Origin of the sequence: Dyadobacter sp. SG02 (genome assembly GCF_900109045.1) — a bacterium.
GTDB lineage: Bacteria > Bacteroidota > Bacteroidia > Cytophagales > Spirosomataceae > Dyadobacter.
Genome location: NZ_FNYL01000001.1, coordinates 663,913 through 682,831 on the forward strand (window position 1 = coordinate 663,913; position 18,919 = coordinate 682,831).

The following is an 18,919-nucleotide window of genomic DNA, read 5'->3' on the forward strand; positions in this document are numbered from 1 at the left end:
CGCCACAACCCAACCAACCCAAGGCTTAAGCCTTGGGCTTAGCACGTCTCCCCAACGACAGGCTTTAGCCAAAGCCCTCACCCGGACCGAGGCCCCAGCACCCTCTCCCGAGCCAGATAACTTCATGCTCCAATTCCACTGGCTATCAGCGTAGGTTCCGGCCCGGCTCCTGCGTCACTCCATGTCCTGACCATCATACCCGATTCCCTTCGCAAAAGCCTCGAACTCCTCCCGAAAGCTCCGCTTTCCATGATGTGCCTGCTGATTGTCGATATACCTTCTAACAAAAGGAAGCCTGCTTTCACTGACGGAGGCTGCAAAGTATTTATCGCCCCATTCGAAATTGCCTGACACCAATTTCATTTTGTTGGCCCAGAAAGCGCTTTCACCTTTCAAAAGCTGCATTTGTTTCGATATTCCATAGTCACTTTTTAGCAGCATCAGGACATGGATGTGATCGTGATGGCCATTGATCCGGTCAATGTGTATTTCTTTAAATTTTGCATTTTCACGGATATGCCGGCAAAGTTGCGCCAGGACTGGCGGTTGTAAAACGGGTTGTCTGTGCTTGGTCGCCCAAACAGCGTGTATCCAGATTTTTACGTAAGACATTGGTATACGGGATTGGCAGTGAATTATTAATGACTGTCATTGATACGTAAGAATCCCGAAAAGGTCACACCTTGTAGAATACCGCCGCAGTTCACATTCATTAAACCCAATACCCATCATACGCAACGCGCACCCGGAGGAAGGCTCCGGGTGCGCGTGTTTACGTGTGTCAGAAATGAAGCTATGCCACCTTCCGCAAGCCCTGGATCAAGGACTCCAACCCGTTCATCTTGACTTCCAGCATCGTGCCTAGCAGCATACCGAGCTTTCCGGATGGGAAACCCTCGCGGTAGAACCATTCGAGGTAAGAAACGGGGAGGTCGGCAATGACCCAATCCTTGTATTTGCCAAAAGGCATTTTGTAGTTGATCAGATCTTTGAGGATCTCGCTGTTCGGATGTGTTAACTCTTGCATACTAAGTATTTCACGCCTCGTTGCCGGCGCGAAGTTTAAAAATCAAGTTGGTTTTTAAATCAAATAAATCCTTTTCAAGCCCTACCGGATAGGTATGCGGGTTTACAAATCGTTTAATTCCCTTATAAAAACGTGCCAGCTGCTCTTGCGAACGCTTTCGCGTATCGTGAACGGAAGGCAATTTGTAAATCAGCTGACCTTTCGCGAAAACGGGGACGAGCAAATCCTCATAATGCACTGACTCCTCGAACGACCTATTTTTGGTAAAATCATACGGGTCGACCATGGTTGCTTTACCGATCAGCGGTGTTTCGGTATTGAATATCATATCCGAAACAAACCCGCTCGCATCCCTGAACCTGCGAACCTGCTGAATACCAGGCGTCGACACCTTGATCGCCTGCTCAGATAATTTCAATTTATAATCCCACTCACCCGAGTCGGCACGAATGGCTGCAAGCTTGAAAACGCCGCCCAATGCGGGCTGGTCAAATGCCGTGACGAGTTTTGTACCGATTCCCCACACATTTATTTTCGCGCCCTGGATTTTGAGGCTGTCCATAATGTACTCATCGAGGTCGTTGCTGGCCACAATACTGGTTTTTTCAAACCCGGCTTCGTCCAGGATTTTCCTCGCTTCGATACTCAGGTACGCAAGGTCACCCGAATCGAGGCGAATCCCGGATAAGTCGTGCCCGTTCGCGCGCAGCTGCTTCCCTACTTCCACAGCGTGCCGCACACCATTCAGCGAATCGTAAGTATCCACCAGCAGAGTGACATTGTTGGGCATGTGCTTCGCATAGGTTTCAAAAGCTTCCAGTTCGTTGTCGAACGACATGACCCAGCTGTGCGCGTGGGTGCCTTTCACGGGAATATCATACAATTTGCCCGCCAGTACATTGGAAGTAGCATCAAACCCGCCGATATAGGCCGCACGGCTTGCCGTTACGCCCCCGTCGGGCCCTTGCGCGCGGCGCAGGCCGAATTCGAGCAATGCGTCGTCCTTCGCGATCAATCGCATACGGGCGGCTTTGGTAGCTACGAGGGATTGGAAATTGATGAGGTTCAAAAGCGGTGTTTCCAGCAGCTGGCATTGCAAAATAGGCCCCTGAATGCGGAGCAACGGCTCATTGGGAAAAACCACGGTACCTTCCGGAATGGCGTCAATACTGCATTGTAGCTCTAATTTGCGAAGGTAATCGATGAAACCATCGTCGAAAAGCTGCTTGCCGTCGCCGCCGGTGAGCGAAGCGATGTAGGAAAGGTCTTCTTCATTGAAACGGTATTCCTGCAAGTATTCGATTACGCTGCTGAGCCCGCATGCAACGGTAAATCCGCCCTGGAAAGGGTGTTTTCTGAAATAGAGATTAAAAACCGCCTCTTGCTCTGCCTTCCCCGATTTCCAATAGCCGTAAGCCATGGTGAGCTGGTACAGGTCTGTAAGAAGGCTCATCGAAGTGTCGTAAAGCTGGTTGATCATTTCGCTTCGGATTGGTGTTCTAAAAGCCGCGTAGTTACTAAATAATCGGCATTATAGCTACCAATACTGATTTACCAGCCCGATAATCGACCGAAAGGGGAGATGGCTGCAAAACAGCGAATGAGTGAATGAGGAGAATATTAACTCATTCACTCATTCACTCATTCACTCATTCAAAATTAACAATCACCTCAGATCGCTTCGAGAATTCGCTCGATAGCCACCTGATAACCGATTTTTTCCTTTAATTCACTGATATGGACGCGTTCCTGCTCCATCGAATCGCGGTGACGAATAGTAACGGTGTCGTCTTCCATCGTCTGGTAATCCACCACGATACAGAACGGCGTTCCGATCAGGTCCTGGCGGGTGTAACGCTTACCGATGGCCGCATTGTCGTCGTAAACCGTACGGAATGACGATTTGAGCGAGTTGGCCAGTGTCTGCGCTTTTTCTGCCAGACCATCCTTTTTAACCAACGGCAACACCGCCGCTTTGAACGGCGCCAATGCCGGGTGCAGTTTCAGGAAAGTACGTTCCTTCGCGCTATCGCCCTCGCCTACCGATTCTACTGTATAAGCATTGCAGAATGTAGCGAGGAAAAGGCGGTCGGCGCCCACCGACGTTTCCACTACATAAGGAATATAGTTACCGTACGGCTTGCCATTCTCGTCCAGATCGGCATCGAAGTACTGTTGTTTTTTCTTCGAAAGCTCCTGGTGGTTGCGCAAATCGAAATCGGAACGGGAATGGATACCCTCGATTTCGCGGAAGCCGAAGGGGAATTCAAACTCGATGTCCACGGCCGCTTTCGCATAATGCGCGAGTTTTTCGTGGTCGTGGTATTTCAGCTTTTCAGCAGGCAGGCCTATCGCCTTGTGAAATTTCATCCTTCCCTCTTTCCATTTGTCGTACCATTCTTCCTCAGTACCAGGGCGCACGAAGAATTGCATTTCCATCTGTTCGAACTCGCGCATACGGAAGATGAACTGGCGCGCGACGATTTCGTTACGGAATGCTTTACCGATCTGCGCAATACCGAAAGGCACCTTCATACGGCCGCTTTTCTGTACATTCAGGAAGTTCACGAAAATACCTTGTGCGGTTTCCGGACGAAGGTAAATCATATTGGCATCCTCGGCCACAGACCCTACCTGCGTGCTGAACATCAGGTTAAACTGGCGAACTTCCGTCCAATTGCTCGTACCCGACACCTGGCATTTGATACCTTCGGAAATGATCAGTTCGCGAACACCATTCAGATCTTCCGCGCTGAGCAAACGGCCCATTTCAGCGAGCAATGCTTTTGCTTTTTCGGGCTCACCGTCTTTTTCATATTGTTCTGCCTTGCCTTCCAGGAGCTGGTCGGCGCGGTAGCGTTTTTTGGAATCCTTATTGTCGATCATCGGATCGTTGAAGCCGTCGACGTGGCCGGATGCTTTCCAGGTAAGCGGGTGCATGAAAATCGCCGCGTCGATGCCGACGATATTGTCGTTCAGCTGCGTCATAGCCTTCCACCAAGCGGCTTTCAGGTTGTTTTTCAGTTCAACACCGTTCTGACCATAATCGTAAACGGCTTGTAATCCATCATATATTTCGGAAGACGGGAATACAAAACCGTATTCCTTCGCGTGCCCAACAATGTCTTGCAGAGAGGTAGCAGGTGCCTGGCTCATTCTATTCGTTTAAAATCAATAAGAAAAAAGACTATTAAATCCATCAAAATCATGAATTTGGCAAAATTAGGGATTTTGACGGCATTGCGCATTGGTACCGCGCCGGAAATCCGGTCTTAATTTTTCATTAACCCGCGTGCGCCGCTGAACAGGAATGTCCGTTAGCGAACATCAGAATGGGCATTTTTTAGCATAATCAGCTAGTAATCAAGCAAAAATTCCATTGGCATATAATTTATTCAGTTAATGGCACTGACTAACAAACCTTGACTTATGCTATTCAACTACCTTAAAATATCGATCAGGAACTTCCGCAAGCAGCGGTTGTTCAGCGGGCTGAACATCCTGGGACTCGGGATCGGCATCGCGGCCGTGTGGCTCATGGTGCTATACGTGGCCGACGAGCTTAGCTACGACCGCTTCCACGCCAAATCCGACCGCATTTTCCGCCTTACGCAGGAAGCCGAATGGGCCACCGGTAGTTTCAAACTCGCCCCTACTTCGGCGCCATTCGCGCCGGCATTGCAAAACGAATATCCCGAAATCGAGAAAACCGTACGTATCAGCGCCGAGGGTGGCGGCAAGATCCGGTTCGGCGAAAAACAGGTCGATGCGCAAGATATCTTTTTCACAGACGCGTCAGTATTCGACGTATTCTCTTATCCATTCCTTTACGGCAATCCTGCGACGGCCCTCGTCGAACCCCAAAAAATCGTCCTGACCAAGACCCTGGCCGCCCGCATATTTGGCGACGCCTCCAAAGCAGTGGGACAAACCGTCTTTTTTTCCAATAATTATCCCAATGTCGTTACGGGCGTTATCGAAGACGTCCCTGTCAATTCCCACCTGAATTTCAGCGCATTACGTTCACTTCCCAAAGATTACACCAGCGACTGGCAGGCCGGGGATATTTACACTTACCTCCTCTTAAAAGAAGGCACCGACGCGAAGAAGCTCGAAGCCAAGTTTCCCGCCTTTTACACCAAATACCTGCAAAAACAGATGGGTAATGCAGCTTACCACATGATTCTGCAACCGCTGACGTCCATTCACCTGCATTCCATGCATCTGGAATACGAGATCGGCACCAAGGGTAATATTAAAACGGTTTACATTTTCTCCGCAATCGCATTACTGATCCTGATCATTGCCTGCATTAACTATATGAACCTTTATACGGCCCGCTCGCTCAAACGTGTGCGCGAGGTGGGCGTGCGCAAGGCCATTGGCTCGCAGCGTTTTCAGTTGATCGGCCAGTTTCTGACGGAATCCTTCATGATGACGATCGTGGCCGGTTTCGTAGGTTTCTTGTTAGCCAAAACGGCATTACCTTTTTTCAACCGGTTGGCAGAAAAATCATTAAGCCTTGATTTTCAGAACAATAATATACTCACATTCGGTATTGCTGCCGGATTCCTGCTGTTGATCGGCCTTTTGAGCGGCCTCTACCCTGCCTTGATGCTCTCGGGTTACCGGCCGGTTATTGCATTGAAAGGGCAGTTGGGCAGTCACACGGGCGGAGCGGGGTTCCGGCAATCGCTGGTCGTGTTCCAGTTTGCCGCTACGGTGGTCATGATTGCCTGCTCGGGCATTGTATACCGGCAAATCCGCTATGTCAATCATAAAGACCTGGGTTTCAATAAAGAACAGGTTCTTACCTTTCATATCGATAAAAACGAAGTCCGTACGCAGGTGGGCGCATTGAAGGAGAAACTAGGGCAAAACCCGGTCATCGAAAGCGCCGCAGCCGCCAGTAATCCCATCGGTAACAACGGCATTGGTTCTACCTCCCTTTTTGTAGAAACCAACAACGGCGAAATTGCTTCGACCCCGCAAATGACGCAACGCTTTATGGCCGACGCCGATTACCTGCGCACGATGGAGATCAAACTGCTGCAAGGCCGTGATTTTGTCAAAAACTCTCCTGCCGACCTGGCCGGTTCGGTTCTTGTGAATGAAACATTGGTTAAAAAACAGGGTTGGGCAAATCCGATCGGAAAAAGAATGCGCTACCCTGCCGATAAAGATGGTAATGCAACGGAACTGACCGTTGTCGGTGTAACCAGGGATTTTCACATTTATTCGCTGCAACACAAGATCGAGCCGCTGGTAATCCAGCTCGCGCCTCCTCAGGAGCAGGACAATATGTACGTGCGCATCAACGCCGCCAAAACACCCGAAGCGCTCGCCTATATCAGCCAGGTTTACAAGACTTTCGATTCCGAGGCACGCCCTGAATTCCAATTTCTCGACGAAAATTTTGCCAAACAATACCAGGCGGAGCAACGCCAGGGCAATGTATTGCTGGCATTTGCCATACTGGCCATTCTGATTGCCTGTCTCGGTCTGTTCGGACTGGCAGCATTTGCCGCCGAGGCGCGCACGAAGGAGATCGGTGTCCGCAAAGTGCTCGGTGCCAGCATTCAGGATGTGGTGCTGATGTTATCAAAAGATTTTGTCAAACTCGTGCTCGTCGCCATTGCCATCGGCACGCCCGTCGCCGTTTACACGATGAACAAATGGCTTCAAAACTTCGAATACCGCGAAACGCTGTCTTGGTGGGTCTTCGCCCTGGCCGGTATCATCGCCATCGTCATCGCACTCGCAACCGTCAGTTCGCAGGCATTGAAATCGGCGTTGACTAACCCTGTTAAAGCGTTGCGGGCGGAATAGCGCCTTCGGCCCGACCACGGACGATAGACCATGGGTCCATTGTTAATGAATGATTAATTAAAAACAACGGTCTATGGTCGTCCGTCCATGGTCAAAATAAGCGCCAATGCTTAAAAACTACCTGAAAATCGCCATCCGCAACCTCTGGAAAAACAAGCTATTCTCGCTGATCAATATCGGGGGGCTGGGGCTGGCTATGACATTTTGTTTCATTCAGCTGATCCAGGTGCAAAGCTCCTTCGAGAAGGATTCGTTTCATCCCTTCCCGGACCGCACATTCCGCATCCTGACCGACGCCACGGACAACAACGGCAAAGTGTATTCGCTGGCTTCGACGCCGTTTCCGTTGGGGCAAAAGCTGCTGGACGAACAAAGTGTAGTGGAAAAAGCGGTGCGCATTAACCGGGCATTTTCGGGCGACCTCAACAATGGCGTCAAAACCCTCAAAACCTATGGTTTGTACGCGGATTCGTCTTTTTTCGACGTCTTCGGCTTCAAATTGGAAAGAGGAACACCGGCCATCGCACCACGGACCTGTGTAGTCACCCGCGACCTTGCCGAACGCTTTTTCGGCAATGCTAACCCGGTCGGCAAGACGTTGACGAATGCCGAAATGGGTACATTCACGATCACCGGCGTTTTCAAGCCCATTGCCCCGTTCGAATCGCATTTGGACGACGATATTGTGCTATCGTTCGCAACATTACCGTTGACAAAGCCCGATTTAAAAACCAATAACTGGCTGGATTACAACACCTACACTTTTGTACTGCTTACCAAAGGCACGCCGCGCGCCGCGCTCGACCGCGCATTGGCCGGAGTCGCGAACGACAATCGCAAAACAGTCGATTTCAAGGAGATCAAAGGCCACATATTCCGCAGCCAGGCGCTTACCGAAATTTCTCCCGACTACGAAAACCTGCTGAACAACCCCGGTATCGAACCGATTTGGAAGATCGGTGTCGGCTTGCTTATTCCGCTGATCATCATCACGCTGGCAGGTTTCAACTACATTAACCTCACACTCACGCGGTCCCTCGGCCGCGCGCGTGAGGTAGGCGTGCGCAAGGTCGCAGGAGCGAAGCGCCGGCAACTGGTGATCCAGTTCCTGATCGAAACCATGCTCATTGCCCTGTTAGCTCTTTGTATCGGATATGTTGGATTGATATTAATGCAGGCTAATATCCACGTGCGCTGGCTTACCTGGGAAGTAAATGATACCCGGATATTATGGGCTGTTTTCCTGGGTTTCACACTTTTGACCGGATTACTCGCCGGGCTGCTTCCGGCAAGGATATTATCCGGCTATCAACCTGTTAATATCCTGAAAGGTGAAACCGTGGCAGCCGGACTGGGCAAGCTGGGATTCCGTAAAGCGCTCACGATCATTCAATTCGTAGTCGCGCTGGTTTTCATGACGGGTACCGGTATTATGAACAGCCAGTTCAAATACATGGCCACCGACAATGATAATTTCAATCGCAAAAACATCCTGAATATCCCCCTTACTGCCGATAGCGACTTCAAATTACTCGGTAATGAAATGGGCAAACAAGCCGGTGTAAAGCGCATTGGAGTTGCCTCTGCTACTTTCAGCGAAACGGCGGGCAAGGTAAAACTTTCCAAAACGACCGAAAAGGCCGTCGAGGCCGCAAAAAAGGATGCTTACGTTTATTCGGCCGATGCGGGTTTCATCCAAAACATGAAACTCAAATTCGTGGCGGGCACAAATATGCCGGTCAGCCGGGATACTTCCATCCATTTCGTGGTGCTTAACCAGAATGCCGTTCGCACGCTGGGCTGGAAAGACCCGAAAGATATTGTAGGTCAAAGCATTATGCTGAATCAGACGGAAGTGATCGTTTCCGGTGTGGTGAAGGATTTCTGCTTCATGCGTTATGAACTACCCGTGGCCCCGCTCGTACTGGCATTCGACCAGCAGGAAATCGGGATCATATCCCTTGAAATCGAGGAAGGTACCGATCCTGGCCAGATCGAAGCCAGCCTCGCAAACGTCTGGAAACGCTTCCATCCGCACGAATCGTTCGTTTCGTCGTGGTATGAGCAGCAGTTGTACGACCGGTATATCGGCGGCGGCGATCAACAATTGATGGACATGATGATCTTCGTCGTATTCGCCATTGCCACCACCGGACTGCTCGGCATGGTAACTTACGCTACTGCCCGACGCGTGAAGGAAGTAGGCGTGAGAAAAGTAATGGGCGCCAGCGTAACGCAGATCATGCATTTGCTTTCTGCTTCATTTGTAAAAATGATCCTGATCGCCGCCGTCATCGCCCTTCCGATCGGATACCTGCTCGGGTCCCTGTTCCTGAACATTTTCACCTACCACACAAAGCTCGGCCCAGGCGTATTTTTCACCTGCGTCGGCGTCCTGCTCACGATCGGGCTTCTGACGATCGGCATCCAGACTTACAAGGCGGCGATAACCAATCCGGCGGAGACTTTGCGGGATGATTGAAAGGGAGGAAAGGAGGAAGGGTGAAAGTGACAGGAGGACATTACGCGATCCCAGTGGGGTCTCCTCCTATTTGCGTTATTAGTTTTCCGTGACCTTTTACTGTCAAATCGCGTAGCGATGTAACATTGGTAGCAATACAAATGTGACGGCATTTTATCATTCTTCTCAATTCCCCCTTTCCTCACTTTCCTCCTTCCTCCCTTTCCCCACTGTTAAAAAACGTTAAACAAAACCCACCTGACGTTCAGCATATTAAATTTGAAACATGCTGAAAAACTACTTCAAAACGGCCTGGCGGAATCTTTTGAAACGCAGGTTTTATTCGCTGGTGACGATTCTCGGGCTAGCCGTCGGGATGACATTCACGTTTCTGATGACAAGCTACGTCTGGGGCGAATGGCAGGTCAATCGCGACCTCGCCCATGCGCGTAACCAGTACATTATCCGCAGCAAATGGACCAACCCGAATATGGGCCTGGACCTTACCACGCTCGGACCGCTTGGAAAGGCATTGAAAACAGATTATCCAAATCTCGTCGCCAACTACTATCGCTACGACGCCATTACCGTGGCCGTCTCACGCGGCGACAAGCATTTCAGGGAGGATGTGCAGACGGGCGACTCTACCCTGCTCTCCATGTACGGCTTCCCGCTGCTGTACGGGCACGCAGCAACCGCATTGAATTCGCCCAACTCGATCGTCATTACCGAAAACAAGGCCATGAAATACTTCGGTCGGACGGACGTGGTAGGCCAATCCCTTACGCTACACAATTTCATGGGCGGCAAGCAGCAGTACCAGATTACCGCGGTAATAAAAAATCCGCCATTCAATTCAGTAACCCATTTACTGAGCACCGAAACAGAAATCTTCTTCCCATTCAGCAGCCTGGAAGGTCGCACGGGCTCGGAAGACAATTGGAACTTTCCAATTATGGTTACCTACATCGAATTGAAAGATGGTGTTACACCTGCCGACCTGGCCAAACCGATGGCTCAGGAGCTCGCAACGCACGCGCCCGAAGCCATCAAGACGAATCTCCAAGCGTACCTGACGCCACTGAGCGAATATTACCGCGAAGCAAACAATGGCGTGGTCGACAAAATGATCCTGACGCTTTCGGGCATCACCTTGTTCATTTTGCTGATGGCGATCGTCAACTTTGTGAATATTTCCATTGGCAGCTCGTCGTCCCGCTTGAAGGAAATTGGTGTTCGTAAAGTGCTAGGCAGTCTGAAAAGGCAGTTGATCGGGCAGTTTCTGGCAGAATCCATCTTGCTGTCGCTTTTCGCGATGCTTATTTCCTTGGGATTGTATGAGTTGTTCCGGCCGTTTTTCAGTGATATTTTAGGGAAAAAGATCGGGTCATTGTGGGCGCTGATGCCCTATGCGCTTATCGTGCCGGTATTGATCGCGATGCTCGTCGGATTGCTGGCGGGGCTGTACCCGGCATTGGTACTCTCGCGGATTCCGTCGGTGGAGTCCATGAAGGGAAAGTTGAAGTCCGTGAAAGACAATATTCTTTTCAGGCGCTCGCTGATCGCAATGCAGTTTGTGATCGCATTGTTTGTGTTTGCAGGGGCTGGCATTGTAGCGCGGCAAGTGGATTATTTTTTCAATAAAAATCTTGGCTACAACAAAGAATCGGTGGTTACCCTCGGCGTCCCCCGCGACTGGACACCTGACGGACTGGCGAAAATGGCGCGCGTACGCGACGACCTTGCGCGACTCAAAGAGGTTAAAAACATTTCACTTTCCTACGAAATCCCGAATGGAAATGGGGGCGGTAGTGGTTTTTACAAACCGGGCCAGGACTCCACCGAGGCCGTTCAAGCCACGCTGCTGCGTACAGATGTCGCATATGCCGGCACTTACAATATAAAACTCGTCGCGGGCGAATTTCTTCAAACTCCGAACACCGCATACCAGCCCGACCGCATCGTGATGAACGAAACCGCTATCCGGTCGCTCGGATACGCAAGCGCCCAGGATGCATTAGGGCAACAGGTACGGGTACATTCTTATCCAAATCCCTTAACCATAGTCGGCATAGCGCAGGACTTCCACTTCGAATCGATGCACCAGGCCATCAAACCGCTTGTGTTCGCCGATGTCCGGGGAACCAACTTCTACCGTTACCTGAGCATCCGCCTTAATCCGGGCAACATAGGCAACTCTATGGCTGCCATCCAGCAAAAATGGCGGGAACTCATGCCGGACGCCCCGTTTGAATATGTATTCATGGATGAAACCCTGCAAAAACTGTATCAGTCGGAAATGCAGCTCAAAAAAGCCTCCCGCGTCGCGACCTTTCTTTCGGTCGTCATTGTACTCCTGGGCATTCTGGGCATGGTTTCGCTCAACGTGGCCCGCCGAACCCGCGAAGTAGGGGTCCGCAAAGTACTCGGCGCAACCGGTGCCCATGTTGTAATGCTTTTCCTGAAAGAGTTTCTGGCAATCCTGGCCGGGGCCATTCTCGTAGCATTTCCACTGGCAATCCTGCTGGGTAATCAATGGTTGAAAACCTATGCCTACCGTACGGAAATCGGCTGGGAAGTGTTTGCGGGAATTGCGGGAATTTTTGGAATAATGATCACTGCGCTCGTCTGCGTGCAGACGTATAAGACGGCGGCGATGGATCCGGTGAAGAGTTTAAAGAGTGACTGATTCGGCAATCATTTTCCTCTTAGAATAATTTCAGAAAACTGGCTAAGTCGATGACCTTCAACTTAGGAAACTCTAAACTATTGAAGACATTAAATCCTCTATCATTGGTCACCAAGTAATCGCAATTACAACTGATCGCGAGGTCTGAAAATTTGTTGTCATCAGGATCGGCAACCAGATTCCATTTGAATGCAGCCTCTGCGTAGACCGTATTAGGCGCAATGATAAGTTGATTGAGTATCTTTTGCGCAGTGTTAGCTGAATATGTTTTTGTGAGGATTTCTTCGTATTCCAGCAGAATTTCATTGCTAATGTGCCATTGAAATTTTTCCGCGGCGAATTCCAGATAGAGCTGGTAATACTTACTAAATGGAGGTACCGAGGCCCTCAGGCAGTTTGTATCGACAACTATTTTCATCCATCATTTGAAAAAATTGTCGTCGGTAAGCATTCTGTCAAAATCTTCCTGGGTATACTGCTTTTCTTTCTGAACTTTTTCCAGCTCCTTTTTCACTTCCGAGTCAAAGTAAGCCATCAACATTTTCCGTAATTCGTACGTCTGAGCATCACTCATACCACGGTCGAACAACCTCAGAAGACTAATCTGCAAGTCGTTCAACTTTCCTTGCTCGCTTGATTTTGCCGCAGCATCCATTGTCAATCGATTGAATTATAGATCTATAAATTTATAAAATTTATAACAAAAACCGGCACCAGCAACTAACTCAACTTCACCGAAAACAAATCCTTAGAACGCAAATACACCCAAGTGACTACAACCAGCGTGAGCACGCCTCCCATCATCACGGACGGGACGGTTCCGAAGGCCTTAGCCATCACGCCGGACTCGAAGGCGCCGAGTTCGTTGGAGGAACTGACGAATATGCCGTTCACTGCCGCTACACGTCCACGCATTTCGTCGGGCGGGTAGATTTGGAGGATGGTCTGGCGGATGATGACGCTCACGCTGTCGAACACGCCGGTGGCAAAGAGCGCCCCACAGGACAGCAGGAAGCTGGTGGATGCGGCAAAAACCAGGGTGAATACCCCGAAACCTGCCACGGCTACCAGCATATTACGCCAAGCGTTGTGCGTGGGCGGGAAATAGGCCATCGCGAACATCGTCAGCATGGAACCAATGGAAGGCGCTGCGCGCAGCAAGCCAAGACCTTCCGGCCCGACTTTCAAAATATCTTCGGCAAAAATGGGCAGTAATGCGATCACGCCGCCAAAAAGCACCGAGAAGAGGTCTAACGTCATGGCGTACAGCACAATGCGCGTTTTGAACACAAATTTGAAACCCTCTTTCAGGCTTTCCATCATCGGTGTAACGATCTTCGGAAACTCCGGGCGCGTCTTGATCATACCCAGTAAAACCCAGCAAACCAGAAAGTTGACGATTACGATCAGCAAGGTATGCGTCAGTCCGAGGTAGGCATACATAAAACCCGCGGCGGCCGGTCCGAGAATGGCGCCTGCCTGCGAAAAAGAGCTGCTCCAAGTGGAGGAGTTATGATAAATCGTGCGCGGTACGAGGAAAGGTTTCAACGAACTTGCCGCTGGTGAGTAAAAGCCTTTGGCAAAACCTATTAACCCAAAAACACCATAGATAACGGCCAGATGCTGCCACTCCGCCAGCCTGTTGTAAACCCCTGGCTGAAAAGCGGTATAGAGGATGCCCGAACCCAGCAAGATCACCACCAGACTGACGTGCATGATGCTGGTCTTGTTCTTCTGATCGGCCACATACCCCCCAAACAACGATGTAATAATAAACGGAATCGCCTCAGCCAACCCCACAAGGCCCAATGCGAGCGGATCGTGCGTGGTTTTGTACAATTCATAGCCCACAATCACTTCCTGAATGCGGATCGTGGCGGAGAAAAGAAAGGAATTGGATACAAAAAACCGGAAATCAGAATAGCGGAGTGCTGCGTACGGATCGTTGGATGCTACTGTTTTCAAGTACGTGTTTTAGTGTTGTAAAAAAGTAACACTACCAGCCGGGAAGAATGTTCTGCTTTAACTGAAAATTAATGCCTTTTTCTGTCCGAATGCTATAAAAGGCTCTTAAAATCCCAAAACCAATGTTTTACATTTCGTTTACAATGTTTTACAGGCATTTGTTCGCATGGCTTTCAGGCATAGGTACTTTTGGATAAAGCAGTCAATATTCACTTCAAAACACATTCGCACATGGACTTCAAAACAATCAAAATCATCGCCGCAATGATCTTGCTATGCTCATTGCAGGCATCGGTTGCATTCCCGGAACCGGCAGGGCCGACGGATAACAATCCACTAATGCTGAATGGCAAGGCGGTCACGACCGAACAGTTTGCCTATGTTACCCGCGGAAAGTTAACCCTCACAGCAGCCGACCCGGTCTCGGAAAAACAAACCCTTGTTCCGTTTCTGATTTACCTCAAACGGGGCGGGAAGATCGTGGACTCCGAGGCATATGCGCATAACCATGCCGTCATGTATTACGAGGTAGCAGACATATTGAAATTCGCACAAGCCGGCGATCAACTGGTAATCGACCCTGTGGGTTCCGATAATAAGGCCGCCCGAAAAATGTTTACTATTAAAAACAGCCAAATCGTTCCGCAATTCAACTGGTTTTATGTTTTGAAACCGAAAAAGGACAATTGCTGAAATTCGTTAAATTTGATTGTTCGTTCCAGGCCTTATGATGCGGTATTTAAAAGCGATTTTCGGAGAATTTGTGCTGCTGGCTACCTTATGCACCGGCCTTTCGGGCATATTGATGGCCAATAACGATGCCGTGCGCTTCTCCGAAAATGTGAATCTCTCACTGCGCCGCACGGTCGATTTGCTGCTTCGGGCCAATGGTGATTCCCTGTCGCAGATCCCTCCCGTGAAGCAGACGGACGCGAATACCTTTTCGGTGCAAATGGATCGGATGTTCGATTATGACAAACTGCCGGAAATATTGCAGCGATCGTTCGATTCCTACCACATTGACCGCCCGTATAGCGTCGCTGTGCTGGATTGCAAGACCGGTGAAGTAACGCTCGGCTACCAGTTTTTCGATCTTACACAGCCTGGTGGAGTGCCGTGCGCGGGCCGCTCGCGTGAAGAAGGTTGTTATACGCTGCAAATCCGCTTCACGCCGGAAGTACCCAAGCCTCAAACCGCCGGTAACACCTGGTTGCTTATTTCGGTCGGAGGCGCGTTGGCCGGTCTGGGTTACATCGCCTGGACGAGGTCGCGGCACAAAAAAAGTCCGGAAACGCCCTCGCAAGAGGCCGCCATTCCGCTTTCACGGATTGCATTCGGCCATTCGTGGCTGGATACGGCTAACCAGACGCTCCACAACAGCGAAACCACCCAGACGCTGACGTTCCGCGAGGCGAAGTTGCTGGGCTTATTCGTCCGGAATATCAACCAGGTGCTGGAACGGGACGCGATCCTTAAATCGGTTTGGGAAGATGAAGGTGTCATTGTCGGCCGGAGTGTGGACGTGTTCGTCTCGCGCCTCCGCAAAATGCTGGCGGCCGACCCGCAAGTCAAAATTACCGCCATTCACGGCGTAGGCTACAAAATGGAAGTCCATTCCTGATAAAATCCATGTTCAAAACTTTTCTGAAAATTGCAGCGCGTCAGCTCTGGCAGGGACGGCTGTATGCGCTGATCAATGTTACCGGCCTGGCTATCGGAACCGCCTGCATGCTTTTCGCCGCCATTTACATCAGCGACGAGCGTGGCTTCGATCGTTTTCACGCCCGTAATCCTCACCTCTACCGCATTACCAGCACCTGGCGCGAGCGGGGCGAGTTGATTGCTTCCGGTGGTACCGGGCAGGTGCAGGGGCCCGCATTTCAGGCGCGTATACCCGAGATCACGCATTACGCGCGGGTTATGGGCGGGGACATTTACGGAGACGTGCGGCACGGGCACAATGCATTTAAATTGCAGCTGCTCTTTGTCGACGCTTCCTTTTTTGACGTTTTTACATTCCCGTTACTGCACGGGGATAGCCGTACTGCATTGCAGAACGTCAATTCGGTGGTCGTTACCCGGCGCACAGCACTGAAATTCTTCCACCGGACGGATGTGGTCGGCGAGTTGCTGCAAATGGATGCCGATCCGTCGGCCATGCGTATCGGCAAACCGCTGGTCATTACCGGCGTAGCCGAAGACCCTCCCGCCAACTCCTCGGTGCAGTTCGATATCCTCTTTCCTTTCGAATTCATGAAGGTATCCTTCGATGATACGAGCTGGCTGAATGCCTATCTGGGCACATTCGTCGTGCTCCGCCCCGACGCGCTGCCCGGGCAGGTAATACGCAAATTCAACCGCATTGCCGGTGCATTGTCGCAAACCCAGCGGAAAGACCATCCCGAAGCCTCAACCATTACGTACGGGCTACAAAAAATGACCGACATTCACCTGAATACTCAGGCAATTCCCAACCAGAATGGCGAATCGGGCATTGTGAACACGAGCAAGCCGATTTACTCCTACATTTTCATCGGTATGGCCGGGTTTATTTTGCTGATGGCGAGCATCAATTTTATCAACATTCACATCGCGTCGTCCATGAAGCGGGCGAAAGAAGTCGGGATACGTAAGGCTACCGGCAGCGGAAGCTGGGCGATCGTCGTGCAGTTTCTCGGCGAATCGGCGATGCTGGTCGGCATTTCCATGGTATTCGCATTCATACTCGTGGCTTTGCTGCTGCCTGCATTTAATCATTTATCTCAAAAACAAATAGCGCCGGGCCAGCTGTTCAGTCCCGAATTGCTGAGCTGGATTGCATTGATTTTCGTCGTTAATATCGGTTGCGCCGCGCTCTACCCTGCCTGGCTGATTTCCCGGTTAACGCCGGTTGAAACACTGTATTCCAAAATCCGGCTCGCAGGCAGGAACCCGGTCGGGAATGTGCTGATGGTTTTCCAGTTTGCGATGGCCGTGCTATTGGGTATTGCGAGTGTGTTGTTTTACCGGCAAATGCATTTTATCAGATCCAAAAACCTGGGTTACAACCCTGATCAGATCGTCAAAGTGGCTATTCAGGGCGTAAGGAATGTGCATCAGGTACACGAGCGCTTCCAACACGAGCTGGCGGGCGATCCGGCATTCGGAGCAATCTCGCTGGCGGGCGAGTTTGGCAACCGTGATGTAGTGGTGAAGGGGCAAAAAATGCTCGCAAATGTCCGTACGGTCGATGCGGATTATCTTCCGATGCTGGAAATGAAACTGCTCCAAGGCCGTAACTTCTCACCTGCCTTTTCCTCCGACGAAAAATTCGGCGTATTGGTGAATGAAGCCTTTGTAAAAAAAGCAGGGCTCACCGATCCGGTCGGCAAGACATTGATGCCCGACGACTACTTCGGCAAACAAGGCCTGACCATCCTGGGGGTGGTCGGTGATTTCCATTTCAATTCCCTCAAAGAACGCATCGGACCGATGATCATGCCAATGAGCAAGCATCACGGGGGCGGGGAATTATGGATTAAAATCGCTCAAAATAAAGAGCGTTATGCTATCAGGAAACTTGAAACAACGTTCAAAAATGTTTTACCCTACGCTGTTTTTGAATACACCTTCCTGCACGACGCGAACGCCCGCGCCTACACGACGGAACTTCGCTGGCAGCAGATCATCACGCTGGCAACCATTGTGGCGGTCGTCATTTGCAGCCTGGGGCTGTTCGGTCTGGCGCACCTGGCCATTGCGCAACGCAAGCGCGAGACAGGCATCAGGGTCGTGCTGGGTGCGACGGGTTATGATATTGCACTCGGCTTTTCCAAGACCTTCATCCGCCTCATTTTCATCTCCATTCTCCTTGCCTCCGTTGCGGGCCATTACCTAATGCATTCTTGGCTCGGCCATTTTGCGTACCATGCCGGGTTGCCGTGGTGGGTATATGCGGGCTCCGGGGCCGTGGCACTGGCGCTGGCGCTGTTCACGGTATTCGCTCAGGCTTTGCGGGCGGCCGGCGCCGATCCGGTGAAGGTTTTACGGACAGAATAGGCCTCTTTCAGTCAGGTTATCCGCTTGTCCGGACCGCGTCCGATTGCGTACACATTTTGTACGGTATCGGACGCACGCATTAATGGATTATTTTAAAACAATATGAATATCAAGACATTACACCTTTGGCAAGGCTTTTTAAAATAGGACTGGCATAAGAGACGCGGATGTAAGCATTTGTTTTTAAAACAGGTTGTCCGTAATTACATACCAAATCTCAAACTACAAATTTTTATGATCCAGTTAGAAAAGATATCCAAATATTACCCGGCAGGTTTTGGCAAGACATACGTGTTGCGTCACATTGATTTGAACATTAAAGAAGGTGAATTTATATCGATCATGGGCCCGTCGGGCTCCGGCAAATCCACCCTGTTACACATACTTGGCTTGCTCGAAGAACCGTCCGAAGGTGAATACCTTTTCCTCGACGAGCCTGTACAGAAACTCTCCGAAAAGAAACGCACCGAATTGCACCGTCACCACATCGGTTTTGTGTTCCAGGCCTACCACCTGATCGACGAACTAACGGTTTATGAAAACATCGAGACGCCGCTTTTGTACAAAGGCACCTCGTCGTCCGAGCGCAAGAGCCGCGTGGCGGAATTGCTCGACCGGTTTAATATGGTAGCCAAAAAGGATCTGTTCCCGCACCAGCTTTCGGGCGGCCAGCAGCAGCTCGTGGGCGTGGCCCGCGCGATCGTGCATAACCCGAAGGTGATTTTCGCCGATGAACCGACCGGTAACCTGCATTCGGAACAGGCGATCGAGATCATGGAATTATTTCAGAAACTTAACCAGGAAGATAAAGTCACCATCGTTCAGGTAACCCACTCGGAATTGAATGCGGGTTACGGCAACCGGATCGTACGGTTGAAGGACGGATGGCTGGCGTGACCTAACTCAATCT

Annotated in this window: 14 protein-coding genes; 7 read left to right on the forward strand and 7 right to left on the reverse strand. The window is 50.6% G+C overall.

Annotated features, from left to right (window positions below; translation table 11 throughout):
* Positions 1–174: 174 nt before the first annotated feature.
* The 4 genes from tnpA to BMW93_RS02815 form a co-directional block, all read right to left on the reverse strand.
* Positions 175–612: an IS200/IS605 family transposase gene (tnpA, locus tag BMW93_RS02800; RefSeq protein ID WP_090373650.1), complete on the reverse strand. Its 438-nt coding sequence runs from the start codon at positions 610–612 to the stop codon at positions 175–177.
* Positions 613–793: 181 nt separating this feature from the next.
* Positions 794–1,027: a DUF3820 family protein gene (locus BMW93_RS02805; protein WP_090373651.1), complete on the reverse strand. Its 234-nt coding sequence runs from the start codon at positions 1,025–1,027 to the stop codon at positions 794–796.
* 10 nt (positions 1,028–1,037) lie between these two features.
* Positions 1,038–2,507 carry a nicotinate phosphoribosyltransferase gene (locus tag BMW93_RS02810; protein ID WP_090373652.1) on the reverse strand — a complete coding sequence of 490 codons (1,470 nt, stop codon included), beginning with the start codon at positions 2,505–2,507 and terminating at the stop codon, positions 1,038–1,040.
* Positions 2,508–2,698: 191 nt separating this feature from the next.
* The gene (locus BMW93_RS02815) at positions 2,699–4,183 is read right to left on the reverse strand and encodes a glycine--tRNA ligase (protein WP_090373653.1); all 1,485 of its coding nucleotides are present in this window, start codon (positions 4,181–4,183) and stop codon (positions 2,699–2,701) included.
* A 273-nt stretch (positions 4,184–4,456) separates the two neighbouring features.
* Between BMW93_RS02815 and BMW93_RS02820 the strand changes: the two genes are divergently transcribed.
* The 3 genes from BMW93_RS02820 to BMW93_RS02830 all read left to right on the forward strand — a co-directional run bounded on the left by BMW93_RS02820 (position 4,457) and on the right by BMW93_RS02830 (position 12,006).
* Positions 4,457–6,856 (forward strand): ABC transporter permease, encoded by a 2,400-nt coding sequence (locus BMW93_RS02820; protein ID WP_090373654.1) that lies wholly within the window; start codon positions 4,457–4,459, stop codon positions 6,854–6,856.
* Positions 6,857–6,962: 106 nt separating this feature from the next.
* Positions 6,963–9,338: an ABC transporter permease gene (locus BMW93_RS02825; protein ID WP_090373655.1), complete on the forward strand. Its 2,376-nt coding sequence runs from the start codon at positions 6,963–6,965 to the stop codon at positions 9,336–9,338.
* A gap of 265 nt (positions 9,339–9,603) precedes the next feature.
* Complete coding sequence (locus BMW93_RS02830) at positions 9,604–12,006, forward strand: ABC transporter permease (protein ID WP_090373656.1); 2,403 nt, start codon at positions 9,604–9,606, stop codon at positions 12,004–12,006.
* A gap of 19 nt (positions 12,007–12,025) precedes the next feature.
* On the opposite strand, the gene BMW93_RS02835 is transcribed toward BMW93_RS02830, so the two are convergent.
* The 3 genes from BMW93_RS02835 to BMW93_RS02845 form a co-directional block, all read right to left on the reverse strand.
* On the reverse strand, positions 12,026–12,424 hold the full coding sequence (locus tag BMW93_RS02835; RefSeq protein ID WP_090373657.1) for a putative toxin-antitoxin system toxin component, PIN family: 399 nt from the start codon (positions 12,422–12,424) through the stop codon (positions 12,026–12,028).
* A gap of 3 nt (positions 12,425–12,427) precedes the next feature.
* Positions 12,428–12,661 (reverse strand): hypothetical protein, encoded by a 234-nt coding sequence (locus BMW93_RS02840; RefSeq protein WP_090373658.1) that lies wholly within the window; start codon positions 12,659–12,661, stop codon positions 12,428–12,430.
* Between the two features lie 65 nt (positions 12,662–12,726).
* The gene (locus tag BMW93_RS02845) at positions 12,727–13,971 is read right to left on the reverse strand and encodes an MFS transporter (RefSeq protein ID WP_090373659.1); all 1,245 of its coding nucleotides are present in this window, start codon (positions 13,969–13,971) and stop codon (positions 12,727–12,729) included.
* A gap of 231 nt (positions 13,972–14,202) precedes the next feature.
* Here BMW93_RS02845 and BMW93_RS02850 point away from each other — a divergent pair, with 231 nt between their 5' ends.
* The 4 genes from BMW93_RS02850 to BMW93_RS02865 all read left to right on the forward strand — a co-directional run bounded on the left by BMW93_RS02850 (position 14,203) and on the right by BMW93_RS02865 (position 18,906).
* Complete coding sequence (locus BMW93_RS02850; protein WP_090373660.1) at positions 14,203–14,664, forward strand: hypothetical protein; 462 nt, start codon at positions 14,203–14,205, stop codon at positions 14,662–14,664.
* 34 nt (positions 14,665–14,698) lie between these two features.
* Entirely contained in the window at positions 14,699–15,592 is an 894-nt protein-coding gene (locus BMW93_RS02855) for a winged helix-turn-helix domain-containing protein (protein WP_229240153.1), read from the forward strand.
* An 8-nt stretch (positions 15,593–15,600) separates the two neighbouring features.
* Positions 15,601–18,009, forward strand: coding sequence for an ABC transporter permease (locus BMW93_RS02860; RefSeq protein ID WP_090373661.1), 2,409 nt, complete (start codon positions 15,601–15,603; stop codon positions 18,007–18,009).
* 234 nt (positions 18,010–18,243) lie between these two features.
* Complete coding sequence (locus BMW93_RS02865) at positions 18,244–18,906, forward strand: ABC transporter ATP-binding protein (protein WP_090151138.1); 663 nt, start codon at positions 18,244–18,246, stop codon at positions 18,904–18,906.
* Positions 18,907–18,919: the final 13 nt, after the last annotated feature.

Bases quoted from the DNA above. Each gene is read 5' to 3' on its own strand.
- tnpA (WP_090373650.1), bottom strand. From the start codon at position 612: ATGTCTTACGTAAAAATCTGGATACACGCTGTTTGGGCGACCAAGCAC.
- BMW93_RS02810 (WP_090373652.1), bottom strand. From the start codon at position 2,507: ATGATCAACCAGCTTTACGACACTTCGATGAGCCTTCTTACAGACCTG.
- BMW93_RS02850 (WP_090373660.1), top strand. From the start codon at position 14,203: ATGGACTTCAAAACAATCAAAATCATCGCCGCAATGATCTTGCTATGC.
- BMW93_RS02835 (WP_090373657.1), bottom strand. From the start codon at position 12,424: ATGAAAATAGTTGTCGATACAAACTGCCTGAGGGCCTCGGTACCTCCA.
- BMW93_RS02820 (WP_090373654.1), top strand. From the start codon at position 4,457: ATGCTATTCAACTACCTTAAAATATCGATCAGGAACTTCCGCAAGCAG.
- BMW93_RS02840 (WP_090373658.1), bottom strand. From the start codon at position 12,661: ATGGATGCTGCGGCAAAATCAAGCGAGCAAGGAAAGTTGAACGACTTG.
- BMW93_RS02825 (WP_090373655.1), top strand. From the start codon at position 6,963: ATGCTTAAAAACTACCTGAAAATCGCCATCCGCAACCTCTGGAAAAAC.
- BMW93_RS02815 (WP_090373653.1), bottom strand. From the start codon at position 4,183: ATGAGCCAGGCACCTGCTACCTCTCTGCAAGACATTGTTGGGCACGCG.
- BMW93_RS02860 (WP_090373661.1), top strand. From the start codon at position 15,601: ATGTTCAAAACTTTTCTGAAAATTGCAGCGCGTCAGCTCTGGCAGGGA.
- BMW93_RS02855 (WP_229240153.1), top strand. From the start codon at position 14,699: ATGATGCGGTATTTAAAAGCGATTTTCGGAGAATTTGTGCTGCTGGCT.
- BMW93_RS02805 (WP_090373651.1), bottom strand. From the start codon at position 1,027: ATGCAAGAGTTAACACATCCGAACAGCGAGATCCTCAAAGATCTGATC.
- BMW93_RS02865 (WP_090151138.1), top strand. From the start codon at position 18,244: ATGATCCAGTTAGAAAAGATATCCAAATATTACCCGGCAGGTTTTGGC.
- BMW93_RS02830 (WP_090373656.1), top strand. From the start codon at position 9,604: ATGCTGAAAAACTACTTCAAAACGGCCTGGCGGAATCTTTTGAAACGC.